General features: G+C 34.8%; 14 protein-coding genes and 1 riboswitch. Of the genes, 12 read left to right on the plus strand and 2 right to left on the minus strand.

Annotated features, from left to right (window positions below; all coding sequences use genetic code 11):
* Nucleotides 1-135 precede the first annotated feature (135 nt).
* The 10 genes from ACHAJD_RS05120 to ACHAJD_RS05165 all read left to right on the plus strand — a co-directional run bounded on the left by ACHAJD_RS05120 (nt 136) and on the right by ACHAJD_RS05165 (nt 11,798).
* Nucleotides 136-1,833, plus strand: a complete 1,698-nt coding sequence (locus tag ACHAJD_RS05120; RefSeq protein ID WP_435584794.1) for a phospho-sugar mutase — start codon at nt 136-138, stop codon at nt 1,831-1,833.
* 22 nt (nt 1,834-1,855) lie between these two features.
* Entirely contained in the window at nt 1,856-3,154 is a 1,299-nt protein-coding gene (locus tag ACHAJD_RS05125; RefSeq protein ID WP_435584795.1) for an RnfC family protein, read from the plus strand.
* Nucleotides 3,155-3,158: 4 nt separating this feature from the next.
* Nucleotides 3,159-4,394 (plus strand): RnfABCDGE type electron transport complex subunit D, encoded by a 1,236-nt coding sequence (locus ACHAJD_RS05130; protein ID WP_435584796.1) that lies wholly within the window; start codon nt 3,159-3,161, stop codon nt 4,392-4,394.
* Nucleotides 4,384-5,694 (plus strand): FMN-binding protein, encoded by a 1,311-nt coding sequence (locus tag ACHAJD_RS05135; protein WP_435584797.1) that lies wholly within the window; start codon nt 4,384-4,386, stop codon nt 5,692-5,694. Before ACHAJD_RS05130 ends, ACHAJD_RS05135 begins: the two co-directional genes overlap by 11 nt.
* A 2-nt stretch (nt 5,695-5,696) precedes the next feature.
* Nucleotides 5,697-6,461, plus strand: coding sequence for an electron transport complex subunit RsxE (rsxE, locus tag ACHAJD_RS05140; protein ID WP_435584798.1), 765 nt, complete (start codon nt 5,697-5,699; stop codon nt 6,459-6,461).
* Entirely contained in the window at nt 6,461-7,066 is a 606-nt protein-coding gene (locus ACHAJD_RS05145; protein ID WP_435584799.1) for an electron transport complex protein RnfA, read from the plus strand. The genes rsxE and ACHAJD_RS05145 overlap by 1 nt, the downstream gene beginning before the upstream one ends.
* 175 nt (nt 7,067-7,241) lie before the next feature.
* Nucleotides 7,242-7,556, plus strand: coding sequence for a (Fe-S)-binding protein (locus ACHAJD_RS05150; RefSeq protein ID WP_435584800.1), 315 nt, complete (start codon nt 7,242-7,244; stop codon nt 7,554-7,556).
* A gap of 173 nt (nt 7,557-7,729) precedes the next feature.
* Nucleotides 7,730-10,351 carry a pyruvate, phosphate dikinase gene (gene ppdK, locus ACHAJD_RS05155; RefSeq protein ID WP_435584801.1) on the plus strand — a complete coding sequence of 874 codons (2,622 nt, stop codon included), beginning with the start codon at nt 7,730-7,732 and terminating at the stop codon, nt 10,349-10,351.
* Nucleotides 10,352-10,412: 61 nt separating this feature from the next.
* Nucleotides 10,413-11,072: a uracil-DNA glycosylase gene (ung, locus tag ACHAJD_RS05160; protein ID WP_435584802.1), complete on the plus strand. Its 660-nt coding sequence runs from the start codon at nt 10,413-10,415 to the stop codon at nt 11,070-11,072.
* Nucleotides 11,073-11,103: 31 nt separating this feature from the next.
* Nucleotides 11,104-11,195: riboswitch (THF riboswitch) on the plus strand.
* Between the two features lie 60 nt (nt 11,196-11,255).
* A complete protein-coding gene (locus ACHAJD_RS05165; protein WP_435584803.1) occupies nt 11,256-11,798 on the plus strand; it encodes a folate family ECF transporter S component in 543 nt (180 codons plus the stop codon).
* 3 nt (nt 11,799-11,801) lie between these two features.
* Here ACHAJD_RS05165 and ACHAJD_RS05170 read toward each other — a convergent pair whose 3' ends face one another.
* Both ACHAJD_RS05170 and ACHAJD_RS05175 read right to left on the minus strand, forming a co-directional pair.
* Complete coding sequence (locus tag ACHAJD_RS05170; RefSeq protein ID WP_435584804.1) at nt 11,802-12,356, minus strand: flavodoxin family protein; 555 nt, start codon at nt 12,354-12,356, stop codon at nt 11,802-11,804.
* On the minus strand, nt 12,346-14,421 hold the full coding sequence (locus ACHAJD_RS05175) for an alpha-amylase family protein (RefSeq protein WP_435584805.1): 2,076 nt from the start codon (nt 14,419-14,421) through the stop codon (nt 12,346-12,348). The genes ACHAJD_RS05170 and ACHAJD_RS05175 overlap by 11 nt, the downstream gene beginning before the upstream one ends.
* Nucleotides 14,422-14,569: 148 nt before the next feature.
* Between ACHAJD_RS05175 and gpmI the strand changes: the two genes are divergently transcribed.
* Together gpmI and eno are read left to right on the plus strand one after the other, a co-directional pair.
* Entirely contained in the window at nt 14,570-16,087 is a 1,518-nt protein-coding gene (gene gpmI / locus ACHAJD_RS05180; RefSeq protein ID WP_435584806.1) for a 2,3-bisphosphoglycerate-independent phosphoglycerate mutase, read from the plus strand.
* 94 nt (nt 16,088-16,181) lie between these two features.
* A complete protein-coding gene (gene eno, locus ACHAJD_RS05185; RefSeq protein ID WP_435584807.1) occupies nt 16,182-17,474 on the plus strand; it encodes a phosphopyruvate hydratase in 1,293 nt (430 codons plus the stop codon).
* Nucleotides 17,475-17,601 lie beyond the last annotated feature (127 nt).

Here is a 17,601-nt window from a genome sequence, read left to right on the forward strand (position 1 = left end):
GATTTAATCGGCTTTTTTTATTGGCTTTTATTTAGAAAAAAGGATTTAGTATTGAAAAAGAAAGCCCTATAAGTTATAATACAAATGTTAAAAATATATTCATTATTATATATATATATGAAAGGGTGTGAACCCGTGAACAAAGTCTATGATCAATGGTTAAATTATGATCAATTAGATCTAGAACTAAAAGATGAGTTACAAAAGATGGATGAAAGTCAAATTGAAGAAGCATTTTATAAACCTTTAAGCTTTGGAACTGGTGGTATGCGTGGCATCATCGGCGCTGGTATTAACCGAATGAACATGTATACGTTACGTAAAGCAGCACATGGTTTTGCGAAATTCTTACTCGAATACGATCAAGATGCGAAAAACCGTGGCGTTGCAATTGCTTACGATAACCGCCATAAAAGTGAAGAATTTGCAAAGGTCTGTGTCGGTGTCTTAGCAGCACATGGCATCAAATCTTTTTTATTTGACAATATTCGCCCAACACCATTACTTTCTTTTGCGGTTAGACAAACAAAAGCTGTTGGCGGTATAATGGTCACTGCATCTCATAACCCACCGAATTATAATGGATTTAAAATCTATGATAAAGAAGGGTGTCAACTTGTGCCTCATTTAGCAGATCAAGTGGTGAAATATGTAGATGAAGTCGAAGATTTATTTTCTTTAGAAGTGATGCGCTTTGATGAGGCAAAAGAAAAAGGGTTTGTCTTAATGTTAGGCAGAAGCATGGACACAGAATATTTACATCACATTCGTACGGTACAACTTAATGAAAACCGAAAAAAAATCTTAAAAGTAATATTTACACCACTTCATGGAGCCAGTAGAGAAATTGGGCTTAGAAGTTTAGTAGAAAACAAATTTGATGTTATACCCGTTGAAGAACAAATGGTTGCAGACCCTAACTTCTCAACGGTTAAATCGCCAAATCCAGAAGATAAATCAGCATTTGAATATGCTGTTAAATACGGAAGAAGTCATAAAGGTGATTTATTGATTGCAACAGACCCTGATGGAGACCGCTTAGGTATTGCTGTATTACATAACAATGAATACCACTATTTAACAGGAAATCAAACCGGTGCAATTTTTATTGATTATATTTTAAAAAATAGAAAAGCGCAAAACACACTGCCAGACCATGGCGTTATCTATAACACGGTTGTAACCAGTGATTTTGGCGCTAAAATTGCACAAACCTATGGTGTTAACGTTGTTTCAACTTTAACCGGCTTTAAGTTTATAGGGGAAAAGATGAAAGAAATTGAGTCATCAAATGAAACCTTCCTAATGGGTTATGAAGAATCCTATGGGTATGTCATAAAAGATTTTGTTCGTGATAAAGACTCAATCCAAGCAATGATTTTAGCTAGTGAGATTGCGAATGAGTTAAAACATGAAGGTAAAACACTCATTGATTATTTGGAATCCCTTTACTCGATGTATGGGGCTTACCGAGAAGATTTAGTAAACATTAGTTTAGAAGGCAAAGCAGGCGAAGAACGAATTAATCAAATTATGGCTTATTACAGAAACTTTAAACCAGAAACATTCATGGATATAAAAGTGGTTGCAAAAGAAGATTATCAATTACAAACTCGATATGAAGAAGGTAGAAAAATTGTAATGGACTTACCGCAATCAAATGTAATTAAGTTTATTTTAGAAGATGACAGTTGGTTTGTTTTAAGACCAAGTGGCACAGAACCAAAGTTAAAAATTTACATTGCACTAAAAGAAGCTTCAGTTCAAGAAGCGGATGATAAAATTGCTCAATTTAAAGCAACTATTTTAGAACAAATAGACAAAATTAACTGAAAATATATGAGGATGTGAATACATGATTAGTAAAGAGAAACGCGTCGCTGATTATAAACAGTTGACAAAAGAATTACCTACTTTGCGCTATGTCGACCCTGAAAAAGTTTACCTCAATTTAACTACATCAAGATGTAAAACATACACACTTAGTGTTAAAGAAGGCGATCGTGTTAAGCTTGGTCAAATTATTGGAGAACGCGATGGTGGCTTCTTCAAACAACCAATCTATTCAACCATTAGTGGTTTTGTAGAAGGCATTGTTACAAAAATTGACTCAACCGGAATTGATGCAGAATTCATCACGGTTCGTAATGATTTTAAAGATGAATATCATGAAAGCATTACAGATCGTCCAGATAGTTTTATTGAAACATTAACACAAGATGAAATTGTCGAAATCGTTAAAGAAAAATCTTTAGTTGGTTTAGGTGGAAGTGGGTTTCCTTCGTATATTAAACTAGCGACAAAAGAAAATATTCACACAGTCGTTATAAATGCTGTAGAATGTGAACCTTATTTAAGTAGTGATTACCGTTTAATTAAGGATCAACCAGAACAAATTTTTAGAGGACTGACTTACATTATGCAAGCTGTAAGTGCTAAAAAAGGCGTTATTGCAATTAAAAAAACAAAAAAAGAGTTGATTGAAGTGTTAGAACGTGAGTTAACACGTTTTAAAAATCACGACATTAAAATTGCAAAACTTGGTAATTATTATCCACAAGGTTGGGAAGTCGAAACCTTTGAAAAAGCCTTAGGCATTAAAGTGCCTTCTGGACAACTTCCAATGAAATACGGCATCATAGGATTTAACGTATCTACATGCCAAAGTATTTATGATGCGATTAAACATAACTTACCCATTACCAAACGTTATTTAACTATTAACGGAGATGCCATTAACTTCCCACAAAGTATTCGTGTCCTTGTTGGGACGCCTGTTGAAGATTTAATTAAGTTAAGTGATGGATTCAAACAAGATGTAGAAAAAATCGAAATTATTATCGGTGGACCGATGATGGGGACCGCAGTTAAAAGTACAAATGTTGTTGTAACACCAACAACAACGAGTGTTCTTGTTTTTAAAGATGTTGATTATAAAGAAGAACCATGTGTACGCTGTGCATCATGTGTATTAAGTTGTCCAGTTGATATTCAACCGGTTAATATTATGAATGCCGTCAAACGTAACGATAAAAAAACTATGGAACTATTAGAAGCGAAAAAATGTATTGAATGTGGGCTTTGTGCGTATGTATGTACAAGCAAAATCCATGTAACAAACTACGTCAGAGAAGCAAAGAAAATATTAGGGTGATATGATGGAAATTATACAAAAGAGAAGTCCACATTTAAGAAGACCAATGGCTAGCGTCGTCCGTATGATGCGTGATGTGGCAATCGCACTTTCACCACTTGTTATATTTGCGATTGTACAATATGGCTTAGCTGCTGTTTCTATTTTATTAGCAGCTGTTTTATCAATGGTAGCAACAGAATATCTTTATTATCAAGTTCAAGATTTTAAAGCAAGAAAGTTTAATAATACAGAATTTCATGTAAAACTTGCGGCGCTTAAAAAAGAAAAAGAAGAAAAACAAAAATCTTTGACAAAAGAAGATTTTAAAGCGTATTTAACTGAGTACAAATCTCAAGTTAAAGAAGTTAAAGAGCAGTTAAAAACTTATGCAAGTACAAGACCAACAGAAGAAAACTTAACATTTAAACTTAAAAACAAAAGTTTTACTTTATATAACTTCACCGTTATTGTAAGTGGTTTAATTTATGGATTAACTATTCCCGATGCAACGCCTATTTTAGTAGTTATTATTGGTGGTGTTGTTGGGGTGTTCTTAGCTAAATTAATTTTTGGTGGTATGGGACAAAACGTATTTAACATTGCAGCATTCGCACGTATTTTCATTGCACTTAGTTTTGGTGGCGCTGTTGCAGTTAGTAATATATTTATTGATAGTGAAGTTGGCGCAACAGTGCTTGGCGCATTAATGCTTGAACCTTTTGCAGATGTTACAAGTAACTACACAGTATGGCGTATGTTTACAGGAATCGGTATTCCAGGTGCATTAGGAGAAACAAGTGCATTACTTATTTTACTTGGTGGGGCGTACTTATTATTTAGAAAATCATTTGATGTATTTATCCCACTTACATATATCGCAACCGTATTTGTTTTAAGTTTAGCGATTATGTTTACACAAGATTTAGGAATGTACTATCCATTAACCCATGTATTAGCGGGTGGCTTATTATTTGGAGCGATTTACATGGCAACCGATCCAATAACAAGTCCTACGACACGTCCAGGACGTTTATATTTTGCGTTTGGACTTGGGGTAATAACATTTGTAATCCGTTTATTTGGAAGTTATCCTGAAGGGGTAGCATTCAGTTTATTAATTATGAATATGTTTGTCCCAGCAATCGATTATCCGAAATGGGCAAAGAGTCGTTTTTCTAAACGCGGTGTGTTAATTTTTATTGCCGTGATATTAGTAACTATAATCAGTGTGACAGTAGGTGCAAATTATGTTGGCTAAATTTAAAACTGCATTCGTATTACTTATTATCGGTATGGTTAGCGGGGGACTCATTTGGGGAACGAACGCTTTAACAGAAGAACGCATTGAAAGAAATAGAGAACTTGCGCGTTTAACAGTCTATGTAGAAATGTATCCAACGTTAGATCCTAATAATATCGTTGAAGAAGATATTGCCCATAGTGCGGTTACGCAAAAGTTAACATTTTATGATAACAATGGGAATTTATTAGGCTATGCATTTAGAGGAACTGACAATAATGCATTTGGCTATGTGAATGTCGTTGTAGGAATCAATAGAAGTGGTAAAATCGTTGGGGTTACTATTACTGAGACAACGAATACAACAACTTATGTTTCAGGAATTGTAAATAATTATTTACCTAACTTTACCAATCAAGATATTGCAAATTTAAGTTATGATTCAAGTACTGGAGCAACGAGTACTTACACTAGTGTTAGAAAAATCGTCGAAGCTTCAATTATCTTGGTTGCTGGCGATCCGATTTTAGAAGAATACCAAACGATATTTGATAACGCAGATCGTTATGAAGAAGCAGCTAGTTTTACTGCAGGTACGATTACAAGCGAAGTAGCTATTTATGATGGCGATAACAGTATCATAGGCTATGTTTATCAAGGACTAATTAACATAGGTGGTACCGATTATCTTATTGGATTTGCGGTTAATACTGATAAAGAATTTATTGGTGTATTGGCATTAGATGAAGATGTACCGAATGATTTAATCACTGCGTTTAGTGCATTAGATGCCTATGTTGGCGAACATGTATCAACAATTACACTTGATTTAACAGGAACCATAGAAGAAGTACTAGAAACTTTAGCAGCGCATGCATTCTTAAGAGCTGATGAGGATGAAAATTTAAGAACTATCCGTAATTATATAATCGAAGCAGCCTCAATTGGTGACAGTGTTACTATTGATCATACGATTTTAACTGGTTCACGTCCGCTTTATGACAGTGAAGACGTTTTAATTGGATATGTATACAGTGTTGATGCTAGAGGATATGGTTTCTTTGAATATGGACAAGTACTAGAACTTGAAATCGGGTTATATTTAGATGGCACTGTAGCTAGTATTATTGTAGGAGAACACAGAGAATCCTCAGGGATAGCAGACCCAGCATTCAATAGCATCCCAGGCTTTATTGGCCTTGATGATGTAAACGACTTTAACCGCGATGTCTATGCGGGTGCATCTGAAACAGGAGATGCAATTTATAACGCAGTCCGTGATGCGCAAACGCATCTTCGCGAAAGGGACGGTGAATAACCATGGCAGATAAAAACATTGCAAAAAAAGTAAAAGATGAAACAGGGCGATTAGCGAATTTAACTAAAGGCTTTGTGAAAGAAAATCCGATATTTGTATTCTTACTTGGTATGTGTCCAGCCTTAGCAGTCACAAGCTTTTTAGAAACAAGTTTAGGAATGGGAATTCTAGTAATATTCGTGTTAATTAGTAGCAACGTTGTTGTTTCACTAATTAAAAACTTAATTCCAGCAGAAATTAAAATACCTGCTTACATCGTTGTTATATCAACGTTTGTAACCGTAGTCGGCATGTTAACAGAAGCGTTTGCACCAGCACTTCATGAATCACTTGGTATATTCATTCCGCTTATTGTTGTTAACTGTTTAATCTTAGGGCGTGCAGAGAGTTATGCTTCCAAAAATGGTGTTTTAAATAGTGCCATTGACGGATTAGGTATGGCTTTAGGGTTTACATTTGCCTTAGTGATTATCGGATTTACAAGAGAGTTTTTAGCAACAGGTGCGATAGGATATGGGGAGTTCTTACCATTACCTATAAAAGGGTCTATCATTAATTTAGATACCTACATATTCCAAATGGCAGTATTCGCAGGACCAGCAGGAGGATTTATCGTAATTGGTGGATTCTTAGCACTATTTAACGGCATTAAAATTAAAAAAGATAAAATTAAAGATTTAGATCGTCAACGTATGATTGAAGAGAAAAAACGTATCGCATTAGAACGTAAAAGACAAAAAGAATTAGAAAGTGCAGGTGGTAACTAATGAGTTGGACAGTATTCTTCGTAGCAATATTTTCATCAATGCTTATTAATAACGTTATCTTACTTCGTTTCTTAGGTGTTTGTCCGTTCTTAGGGGTTAGTAAAAAATCTTCATCAGCACTCGGTATGAGCATGGCTGTTATGTTTGTTATGGTAGTAGCCTCGGCTGTTACATACTTACTTTATTATTTAGTACTGGTCCCACTTAACATAGAATATGTACAAACCATTGCTTTCATTTTAATTATTGCATCACTTGTACAACTTGTTGAGATGTTCATTAAAAAAACCAGTAAAGCACTTTACAAAAGTTTAGGCATTTATTTACCACTGATCACCACAAACTGTGCGATTTTAGGGGTAGCTGTTTCAAATATATCTGATGACTTTGCAGGACAATATAGTGTCTTCCCAGGGTTTGCAGTAGCGATTGTAACAGCGTTTGGTACAGCACTCGGATTTGGACTTATCATGTTTGCTTTTTCTAGCATCCGTGAGCGTTTAGATTCAGCAAATACACCAGATTCATGGAAAGGGGTTCCTGTTGCGCTTGTTACAGCAGGAATTATGGCAATTGCTTTCCTTGGATTAGCAGGGATTGTTTAATTCATGGGTTATGGCGTATTATTTATAGCATTTATTATTGGACTCTACATTATTAGTTATAGTCTCAATAAAAATACCCCTGCACCTATTGATTTAAAGATTGATCCAATCAAATGTGGTGCGTGTAGCAACTATGGTTGTGCACTAAAACAAAATACAGTGGAGGAAGAATAACATGGAAGCATTAATTACACTTGGTGTACTTGGTGGCCTTGGCGGCCTTTTAGGACTTGGTTTAGCGTTTGCGTCTGATTACTTAAAAGTAGAAGCAGACCCACGACTAAAAGATGTAAAAGAATTATTACCTGGTTATGACTGTGGCGCTTGCGGATTTCCTGGATGTGCAGCATTTGCTGAGGGCATCATTGAAGAAGAAGTTGACCATTTATCAGCGTGCAAACCTGGAAAAGATACACATTATAATGCCATACTTGCTTACTTAAAAGATCACCCTAACAAAGATGGCCAAAGGATAAAAGTTAAAAAATAAGTTAAATCCTCCGTATTAAGCGGAGGATTTTTATATTCTTATCTCATGTAAGCGTTATCACTTAGATAGGGCTATAATAAGCCAAAAAACCACCCTTTTCAGTTGAACTTTACTTACTTAAATGATATAATACTGACGTGTTGAAATAATGATAAAAATCATATTTATGAAAGGTGAATATTATGAAGAGAATTTACATGTTTGAAGAAGGTAGCCAAAGCCAAAAAGACTTACTTGGTGGTAAAGGTGCTAACTTATCAGAGATGACTAAACTTGGTGTTCCTGTTCCTGCAGGATTCATCGTCACTACCGAAATGTGTACAGATTATTACAAAAACGGTGGTAAAAACTCACAAGAATTACTTGATGATATTAAAACATACGTAAAAAAACTTGAAGAAAAAACAGGAAAACTATTTGGTAGTGGAGACAATCCATTATTAGTTTCTGTTCGTTCTGGCGCTAAGTTTTCAATGCCTGGAATGATGAATACTATTTTAAACTTAGGAATGAATGACAAAGTTATAGGGACAATGATTGAAAAAACAAACAATCCACGTTTTATTTATGACTTATACCGTCGTTTAATTCAAATGTTTGCTGAAGTTGTACTAGAAGTTGATTCAGATTTATTCGAGCACGTTTTAGATAAAGCAAAAGCGGATAAAAACGTTGCAAACGATACTGACTTAGCAGCTGAGGACTGGAAAGTAATTTGTGATGAGTTCTTAGCAATTTATGAGCGCGAAGTAGGGAATCCATTCCCACAAGACCCAATGGAACAATTATACATGTCAATCGACGCTGTATTTAGAAGTTGGGATACACCACGTGCACGTATTTACCGTAACCATAATAAAATTCCTCATGACTTAGGAACAGCTGTAAACGTACAAGAAATGGTTTACGGAAATACTGGTGATGATTCAGGAACTGGTGTATTATTTACACGTAATCCTAAAACTGGTGAAAAACATATTTTTGGTGAGTTCTTATTTAATGCACAAGGTGAAGACATTGTTGCTGGAATTCGTACACCACTTGATTTAGATGAATTAGACAAAGCACGCCCAGTACTTTATAAAGAGTTAACGGATATTTTAGACCGTTTAGAAGCACATTATAAAGAAATGCAAGATGTTGAGTTTACAATCGAAGATGGTAAATTATTTATCTTACAAACACGTACGGGTAAACGTACTGCAGCGGCTGCAGTTAAAATTGCTGTTGATTTAGTAGAAGAAGGTTTACTTACTAAAGAAGAAGCATTATTACGTATTGATCCATACCAAATCGATCAATTATTACATCCAGTATTTGAAGAAAAATCAGTTGCTAAAGCTGAGAGTATTGCTAAAGGTTTAGCTGCATCACCTGGTGCTGCATTTGGACGTATAGTATTCTCAAGTGAAAAAGCAGTTTTATTAAAAGAAGAATACGGAAAAGTATTATTATTTAGAAAAGAAACTAGCCCTGAAGATATTGAAGGGATGATTGTTGCTGAAGGATTTGTTACCCAACTTGGTGGAATGACTTCACATGCGGCTGTTGTTGCGCGTGGTATGGGTAAATGTTGTGTTTCTGGTGTTGGGGCTTTATCAATTAATGAAGCTGCAGGCTACATGACAATTAATGGTAAGAAATACCATGAAGGTGACTTCTTCTCAATTGACGGTTCAACTGGATTAATTTATCCAGGTAAAATCGAAACAAAATTACCAGAATTCAGTCAAGAATTTGAAACTATCTTAGAATGGTCAAGAGCAATCAAACGTTTAGGGGTTAAAGCTAACGCTGATAACGAAAGAGATGCTTTAACTGCGATTAAATATGGTGCTGAAGGTATTGGACTTACGCGTACTGAACATATGTTCTTTGATGACCAAAGAATTACAGACGTTCGCGCAATGATTATTGCAGAAACTGTTGAAGAGCGCGAAGCGGCTTTAGAAAGAATTTTACCGCATCAGTTAAAAGACTTTAAAGAAATCTTTAAAGTTATGGATGGTAAAAGTGTTACAATTCGTTTATTAGACCCACCTCTACATGAATTCTTACCACAAAAAGAAGAAGTTAAAGAAGTTGCCGCAAAATTAAACGTTTCTGAAGAACGTTTAATCCGTGCCCTTGAAACTTTACATGAATTCAACCCAATGTTAGGACACCGTGGTTGTCGTTTAGCGGTTACTTACCCTGAAATTACTGTTATGCAAGTTAAAGCTATTATTTTAGCTGCAATAGAAATGGCAAAAGAAGGCGTAAAAGTTAAACCGGAAATTATGATTCCACTTATCTCAACCCTTGGAGAATTTACATTCTTGAAAAAATATGTTGTTGAAACTGCAGATGCTTTAATTAAAGAATCTGGTATCGAAGTTAAATACTTAGTTGGTACAATGATTGAAACACCACGTGCGACACTCGTTGCTGACCAAGTAGCTAAAGAAGCAGACTTCTTCAGTTTTGGAACAAATGATTTAACGCAAATGACATTTGGATTTAGCCGTGATGATGCTGGTAAATTCATCCATCAATACCAAGAATTAAAAATCTTTGAGCACGATGTATTCCAATCAATCGACCAAGAAGGTGTTGGCGCATTAGTTGAAACAGCGGTTTCAAAAGGTAAAGAAGGAAACAAAAACTTAATTTTAGGTATCTGTGGAGAGCACGGAGGAGACCCTGAAAGTGTTGAGTTCTTCCATAAAGCAGGACTTGATTATGTTTCATGTTCACCATACCGCTTACCACTTGCGATTATCGCAGCTGCACAAGCACAAATTAAATTTAAATAATTCTTAAAGACACTACTCAGGTAGTGTCTTTTTTATGTATAATGAAATAGAGGTGATGAATATGAGCGAATGGAAAAAACTATTAAGTAAGGAACTAAAAGCCCAATATTTCACTGATTTATTAAAAAAAGTTAATCAGCTACAAAAACAACACCCTATTTATCCGAAACAAGAAGATTGGTTTAAAGCCTTAACTCTAACCCCTTATGAAAATGTCAAAGCTGTTATTTTAGGCCAAGATCCCTACCATCAAAAAGATCAAGCAATGGGACTTGCTTTTAGTGTACCAAAAGGTGTTAAAATTCCACCATCACTGAAGAATATTTTCAAAGAGTTAGAATATGATTTGGATATTTTTGCCCCCTCACATGGTGATTTAACTTCATGGGCTAATGAAGGTGTTTTGCTTTTAAATACTACATTAACCGTTGAAGACTCTAAACCTTTATCGCATCAAAATTTAGGATGGGAACGCTTCACAGATGCTATTATTAACGCACTAAATAAAAAAGATACGCCAGTGGTATTTATGTTATGGGGAAAACATGCACAAAGTAAAGAATCTCTAATTTCTAATCCGAAACATTTGATTTTGAAAGCGCCTCATCCAAGTCCTTTATCAGCCCATAGAGGCTTTTTAGGTTGTAAACATTTTTCAAAAACAAATGCGTATTTGACCAAACACAATATAAAGCCGATTAATTTTAAAATTAGTCCTTGAAATACTTACTAAACTTGTTAAAATAGTAACTATCAGAGTGGCTGTTTTGCGTGAAGTGTTATACCATGGGATGTCGGGTATAAACGAACACATTTGTGGCGGTAAAACGGCGCGTCCACTGATCTTACTTGATATGTTATGAGTAATTTTTTTGGACCTCTTAAAAAAAGGAGGTTTTTTATTATGAGTCAAGAACGTTTAGCAGTAAAACGAATTACTTTAGTGGCAATGTTAACATCGATGGCAAGTGTCATCAAAATTATTTTTCAAGCAACCACAACCCCGGGGTTTAGAATCACATTTTATGAACTCCCATTAATTATTATCGGAGGGTTATTTGGCCCAATTATGGGTGGAATTGCTGGATTTGTTACAGATGTTGTTTATCTAGTGACATTCGGTTATGACTTAAACTTAATGACGCTTTCTACAATGTTATGGGGGATTATATCGGGTCTTGTAATATTCAAGAAAAACTGGAAAATTAAACGAATTGTAATGGTTATTATTATTGCTTCAATTTTAGAATTTTTCATTAACGGTACCATGATATTAATATGGAATTATGCCGGTTCATGGCGTGATGCATTTTACACCATCTTACCTCAACAACCAATTCGTATACTAATACTATTTCTTAAGTGGCCAGTTCAAATTTTACTAATTAAAATTCTATATGACCGTGTAGTAAAAGAATTTAATATTAACACAAAAGAGCTCGAATAATTTTTATTCGAGCTCTTTTTTTACTTGTTGAGAAAACTGTTCAATTGAGGATTTGTTTTCTGATAGTATGTTGGTTATATGATCAGTATTATTAGCTGTAAATATGGATACATTTTCTACAGAAAATAATTCTTTTAAAATGGATGTTGTAAGTTTAATGCCATCAAACATTGTATCCTGTGGGGCAGCACAAGTAGAAATAACATAAAGATTTTTTAGTTTTATTGGAGTACTTTTATGGGTGTATTTTGCTTCAAACAATTGCTGGAAACGATTAATTATTTTAAGCAGTTGATCGGTCATTGCCCCAAAATAAACTGGACTGACTAAGATAAGCGTATCGGAATGCTTGATTTTTTCAATGACACTTTCTATAGCATCTTTATGTTTACAGCGTAATACATGATGACATACCTTACAGTCATCACAAGGATTAATATTAAGACGGTAAGCATGCAAGAGTTCATAAGTAAAGGGCTCAAAAATCTTCTCTGCACAAGCCATCGTATACCCATTTAAATTAGGTGAACCATTAATCATTAAAATCTTAGAACTCAACGATTTTAACCTCTCCAGCCCCTAAATGTAAGTCGATTTGATTATAGTCATAAAACTGTGTAAAATCACGCGGTCCTTCATGCGTAGAAAATAATAGTTTTCCAATGGTTTCATGATTATTACTTGCATCTCTTATCGCTTTAATACTAGGTTTTGAATAATACTCATGATAAGGATTTAAGTTTGCTAGTACTAATAAGACATTATTTTTATTTGCTTTTGTTTTCTTATAAAACGCATAACCAATAAACAGTTTATTATCGTCTAGAATGTGGACAAAATAGTTCGTGTTTGTTATTTGTGATAAATATTTTTTTCTAAAGGGTTTAATAAAATCTAATATATTAGGGAGTACCCATCTATCACGATGTAAGTAATGAAATTGATATCGATCAAATAAAGGAAGTTTACCATAGTAAGGATCATTTGGTTCTAGTTTGTATAAGTCTTCACTTGAACAATCAAGACCTGTATTCATAGGTTGTTTTTCAAATATTTCTTGGCCAGAGTTTATAAACGGAACGCCGTTTGGCATGAACATATTTAAGATAGTTGTGGTTTTAGATAATGTTTCATAACCATCTCTTGCTGCAATACGTGGCGTATCATGGGTTTCAGTGCATGCAAATACAGGGGCTTTTAAATGACGAGAATCATAATAAAATTCATGTGCTTTACCTTGCCAAATGCGTGGGGCCATAATGAAGCCATTGCCAATAATCATGTTGTAGCCAACCTCGCGTGCAGCACTGGCATTTTTAGGTTGAAGTTCTTCAGCAATAAAGGCGAAGTCTGGATCGATTTTACGCGCTCTATCAAAAATCATTTGAATAAGTTTAGCAGGCAATGCATGACCCATATCAATGCGTGCGCCATCAATACCAAAACGTTTTTGATAAGATGGTACGATATTAGCTAACTTTTCCCATAACCCATCATTAGGTATTTCACCGTGGTACATATTTGACTTAATTGTGTCATATAAAATATAAGGCGCAACCGCTTTATTTTTTAAGAAACCAACGGTTTCTTTTGGATGATCCATATACATTCTAAAAAACGTGATGTCTGTCCAAGGCGGTTGAATATCATTGATATGATCACTAAAAGCGGGTGCGATTTTTAAATCGTAATGCTTTTCAATGGCATCAATAATGTTTTTGCTTTTTCTAACTTTTTCCCATAAAGCAGCATCTTGTGCTTTAGGATTTAATTGGAACATATTGATATGACGTAAGACATCATCACTTTCATAAACTTTAGGCATGTGCTCTAAAACAGGTGATGCGGTATCTTCAATCCCTTCAACATAAGGGACGCGGTATTGATCAAACGCACTGGCTTTAATCCAGTAAAACCAATCAGGATGGTCTTTAATTAAATCGTTTTCTACGGCGTTAGTTCTTGGAATGATGTCAATCATAACACGCATATTGAGTAAGTGACAGGCTTCGATAAAGGCTTGAAATTCTTCATCTAATGTCATCGCGTCTTTTGTTAAAGACTCTTTTAAATTAGGATCTAGTTCATTAAAGTTACTTACGCCATAAGGACTTCCCAAATCACCTTTTTTATCTTTTAAACTAAATTTAGAAATAGGTAACATATAAACAGTATTGATGCCCATTTTATCAAGTAACGGGAGTAAAGCGAGCATTTTAACAAACGTTCCAGTTTCTTTCATTTTATAAATATTTTCATCTTCAAGGGCACCACTACGATCATTATCCCAAGCAGCACTTGTACGAATCATGGTACTATACATAACACTTTCTTTAACCCAGTCACCAGCAAGTTGGGTTTTCTTAGGTTTTAAATTTAGTGCTTTGGATAATGAGACGCCCGGGTCAAAATCAGTTTTATGTTTTTTTAAAAGGACGTGTTCAATTAAATAACTAAAGAAGTTATAAGGGTTTACCATTAGTTCGTGGTTAGGGGTTTTAATGAGTTCTTCCCCTTTATAATCAAAACAATTCCATAAATCAGGAACTGTGTAGTTATAAACGGTATCATTTGCGTGTTCTTTTAAAACGTGCAAGAGTTTTTCAAGTTTTAGTGTTTGCATTAAAAACACTCCCTTCTACTTAATTTATTATACATGATACACGGTGATTTTAGAATGACAAAGTAAAACAAGTAAACGCTTACCTACGAGCCTTTTTAGTTTAAAAATAAGTAAAAAAAAGGTATAATTTTTAATGAGGTGAAGTTATATGAAAAAACCAGTAGTTTTAATTATTATGGATGGTTTAGGACTTGCAGAAGCATCTGAAGGAAATGCTGTTAGTCTTGCAAAAAAACCAGTACTAGACGAATTATACAAAACGTATCCAAACGAAAGATTAATTGCATCAGGTATGGCGGTTGGATTGCCTGAGGGACAAATGGGGAATTCAGAAGTAGGTCATTTAAATATTGGCGGAGGTCGTACGGTTTATCAATCTTTAACCCGTATTCATAAAGCGATTTTTGATAAGAGTTTTTTCAGCAACGAAGCGTATTTAAATGCGATTAGTCATGCAAACGAAAATGATTCTAAGTTACACATCATGGGGTTATTAAGTGATGGGGGTGTGCATTCTCATATTGATCACTTTAAAGCAATGCTTGATATGGCAAAAAAAGAAAATCTTAAACAAGTTTATGTGCATGCGTATTTAGATGGAAGAGACGTCCCACCACAATCTGCGCTTAATTATATTAAAGAATTAGAAGCGTATATGTCATCTATTAATAGTGGTGTGATTGCCTCCGTACACGGAAGATATTATGCAATGGACCGTGATAAAAACTGGACGAGAACTCAACTTGCCTATGATATATTAGTAAACGGAGAAGGTAAGAAAGCATCTAGTGCAATAAAAGGGGTTAAAGAAAGTTATGATGACGGAGTTGTAGATGAATTTGTCTTACCGTTTATCGTTGATCAAAACGGAACAATTGAAGATAATGATGCAGTTATTTTCCTTAATTTCAGACCAGACCGTGCTATTCAGTTAAGTACAGCATTAACGAATGCATCCCTTACTGAGATTCAACATGAGCATACTTATAAAAATTTACATTTCGTTTCTACCATGCACTATTCTGAACATATTAAAGGATCGATTGCGTTTGACTTACAGTCACTTGATAATATGTACGGTGAGGTTATATCAAATGCAGGGTTAAAACAACTCCGTATCGCAGAAACCGAAAAATATGCCCATGTTACATTTTTCTTTGATGGCGGAGAAGATAAAGAAATTAAAGGAAGTACACGCGTTTTGGTAAACTCACCAAAAGTAGCAACCTACGATTTAAAACCTGAAATGAGCGCTTATGAAGTCACAGAAAAAGTGCTAGAAGAGTTAGATAAAGATATCCATGATACCGTTATTTTAAATTATGCTAACTGTGATATGGTTGGACATACTGGGGTCATTAGTGCTGCTGTAAAAGCAGTAGAAACAGTAGATGAATGTGTTGGTAAAGTAGTCGCTAAAACCTTAGAAAAAGGTGGCGTTGCCTTAATTACAGCCGATCACGGGAATGCAGAAAAAATGATTGATGAAACCGGTGGGATTCATACGGCTCATACAACAAGTTTTGTCCCTATTATTATTACAGATAAAAACATTAGTATTAGAAAAGAAGGTATTTTAGGGGATTTAGCCCCAACAATGCTTGAATATCTTAATGTAAAACAACCTGAAGAAATGACCGGAAAGTCATTAATCATTAAAAAATAAAAGTGTTTTCATAAGACTAGGATTCATTGTAATATCAAGCAATAATGTTATAATTAAACTGAAGAAATCATATAGATTAAAAGGAGAATAGATTATGCCATTCATTAGCGATATTTATGCTAGAGAAGTTATGGATTCAAGAGGGAATCCAACCATTGAAGTAGAAGTTTATACAGATTCAGGTGCCTTTGGGCGCGCTTTAGTCCCAAGTGGAGCATCAACTGGAGAACATGAGGCGGTTGAACTTCGTGACAACGACAAAAAAAGATATTTAGGTAAAGGGGTTTTAAAAGCGGTTGATAATGTAAATGATATCATCGCACCTGCCTTAATTGGTATGGATGTAACCCAACAAGTGTTAATTGATCAAACGATGATTGAACTAGATGGTTCTAAAAACAAAGGAAACTTAGGCGCTAACGCAATCTTAGGTGTTTCTATGGCTGTAGCACGCGCTGCAAGTGAATATGTTGGTTTACCACTCTATTTATACTTAGGTGGCTTTAACGCAAAAGACTTACCAACCCCAATGATGAATATTATTAATGGTGGATCACATGCAGATAATAATGTAGACTTCCAAGAGTTTATGATTATGCCTGTTGGTGCACCAACATTTAAAGAAGCGCTACGTATGGGCGCAGAAGTATTCCATGCTTTAAAATCAGTATTAAAAGATAAAGGCTACAACACCTCAGTTGGTGATGAAGGTGGATTTGCTCCGAATTTATCATCTAACGAAGAAGCATTAGAAGTCATTATGGAATCAATCAAAAAAGCAGGATACAAAGCTGGTGAAGATGTTTTACTTGCGATGGATGTTGCTTCAAGTGAGTTTTATAATAAAGAGAAAAAAGTATACGTTTTAGCAGGTGAGGGTGGTAAAGAATTATCTGCTGCACAACTTACTGATTTCTATGCAGCGTTAGTAGAAAAATACCCAATCGTATCAATTGAAGACGGGCTTGATGAAAACGACTGGGACGGATGGAAAATCTTAACAGATAAACTCGGTAAAAAAATTCAATTAGTTGGTGACGATTTATTTGTTACTAATACAGAAAAACTTTCAAGAGGCATCCAAGAAGGTATCGGAAACTCTATCTTAATTAAGGTAAACCAAATCGGTACATTAACTGAAACGTTTGAAGCAATTGAAATGGCTAAACGTGCTGGATACACCGCTGTAATCTCACACAGAAGTGGTGAAACAGAAGATTCAACTATTGCTGATATCTCAGTAGCATCAAACGCAGGACAAATTAAAACGGGGTCACTTTCTCGTACAGACCGTATTGCAAAATACAATCAATTACTGCGTATTGAAGATGAACTCGGAACTACTGCAAGATATAACGGAAAAAAATCTTTTTATAACTTAAAATAATCTAAAAGTGTCTGCTTAATAAAGCAGACACTTTTTAATTAGAACTTAACAATAATACTGGTTCAAAACAAGCAGTTGTTTGATATAATTAAACTAGTATTAAATGATTACGATTTTGAAAGGAAAT

Origin of the sequence: Liberiplasma polymorphum (genome assembly GCF_043951795.1) — a bacterium.
Taxonomy (GTDB): Bacteria; Bacillota_I; Bacilli_A; order Izemoplasmatales; family Izemoplasmataceae; genus Liberiplasma; species Liberiplasma polymorphum.

What these genes read in the sequence shown, in the direction of transcription:
- ung (WP_435584802.1), top strand. Translation starts at nt 10,413, where the DNA reads ATGAGCGAATGGAAAAAACTATTAAGTAAGGAACTAAAAGCCCAATAT.
- ACHAJD_RS05125 (WP_435584795.1), top strand. Translation starts at nt 1,856, where the DNA reads ATGATTAGTAAAGAGAAACGCGTCGCTGATTATAAACAGTTGACAAAA.
- ACHAJD_RS05165 (WP_435584803.1), top strand. Translation starts at nt 11,256, where the DNA reads ATGAGTCAAGAACGTTTAGCAGTAAAACGAATTACTTTAGTGGCAATG.
- eno (WP_435584807.1), top strand. Translation starts at nt 16,182, where the DNA reads ATGCCATTCATTAGCGATATTTATGCTAGAGAAGTTATGGATTCAAGA.
- gpmI (WP_435584806.1), top strand. Translation starts at nt 14,570, where the DNA reads ATGAAAAAACCAGTAGTTTTAATTATTATGGATGGTTTAGGACTTGCA.
- ACHAJD_RS05145 (WP_435584799.1), top strand. Translation starts at nt 6,461, where the DNA reads ATGAGTTGGACAGTATTCTTCGTAGCAATATTTTCATCAATGCTTATT.
- ACHAJD_RS05175 (WP_435584805.1), bottom strand. Translation starts at nt 14,421, where the DNA reads ATGCAAACACTAAAACTTGAAAAACTCTTGCACGTTTTAAAAGAACAC.
- ACHAJD_RS05130 (WP_435584796.1), top strand. Translation starts at nt 3,159, where the DNA reads ATGGAAATTATACAAAAGAGAAGTCCACATTTAAGAAGACCAATGGCT.
- ACHAJD_RS05135 (WP_435584797.1), top strand. Translation starts at nt 4,384, where the DNA reads ATGTTGGCTAAATTTAAAACTGCATTCGTATTACTTATTATCGGTATG.
- ACHAJD_RS05150 (WP_435584800.1), top strand. Translation starts at nt 7,242, where the DNA reads ATGGAAGCATTAATTACACTTGGTGTACTTGGTGGCCTTGGCGGCCTT.
- rsxE (WP_435584798.1), top strand. Translation starts at nt 5,697, where the DNA reads ATGGCAGATAAAAACATTGCAAAAAAAGTAAAAGATGAAACAGGGCGA.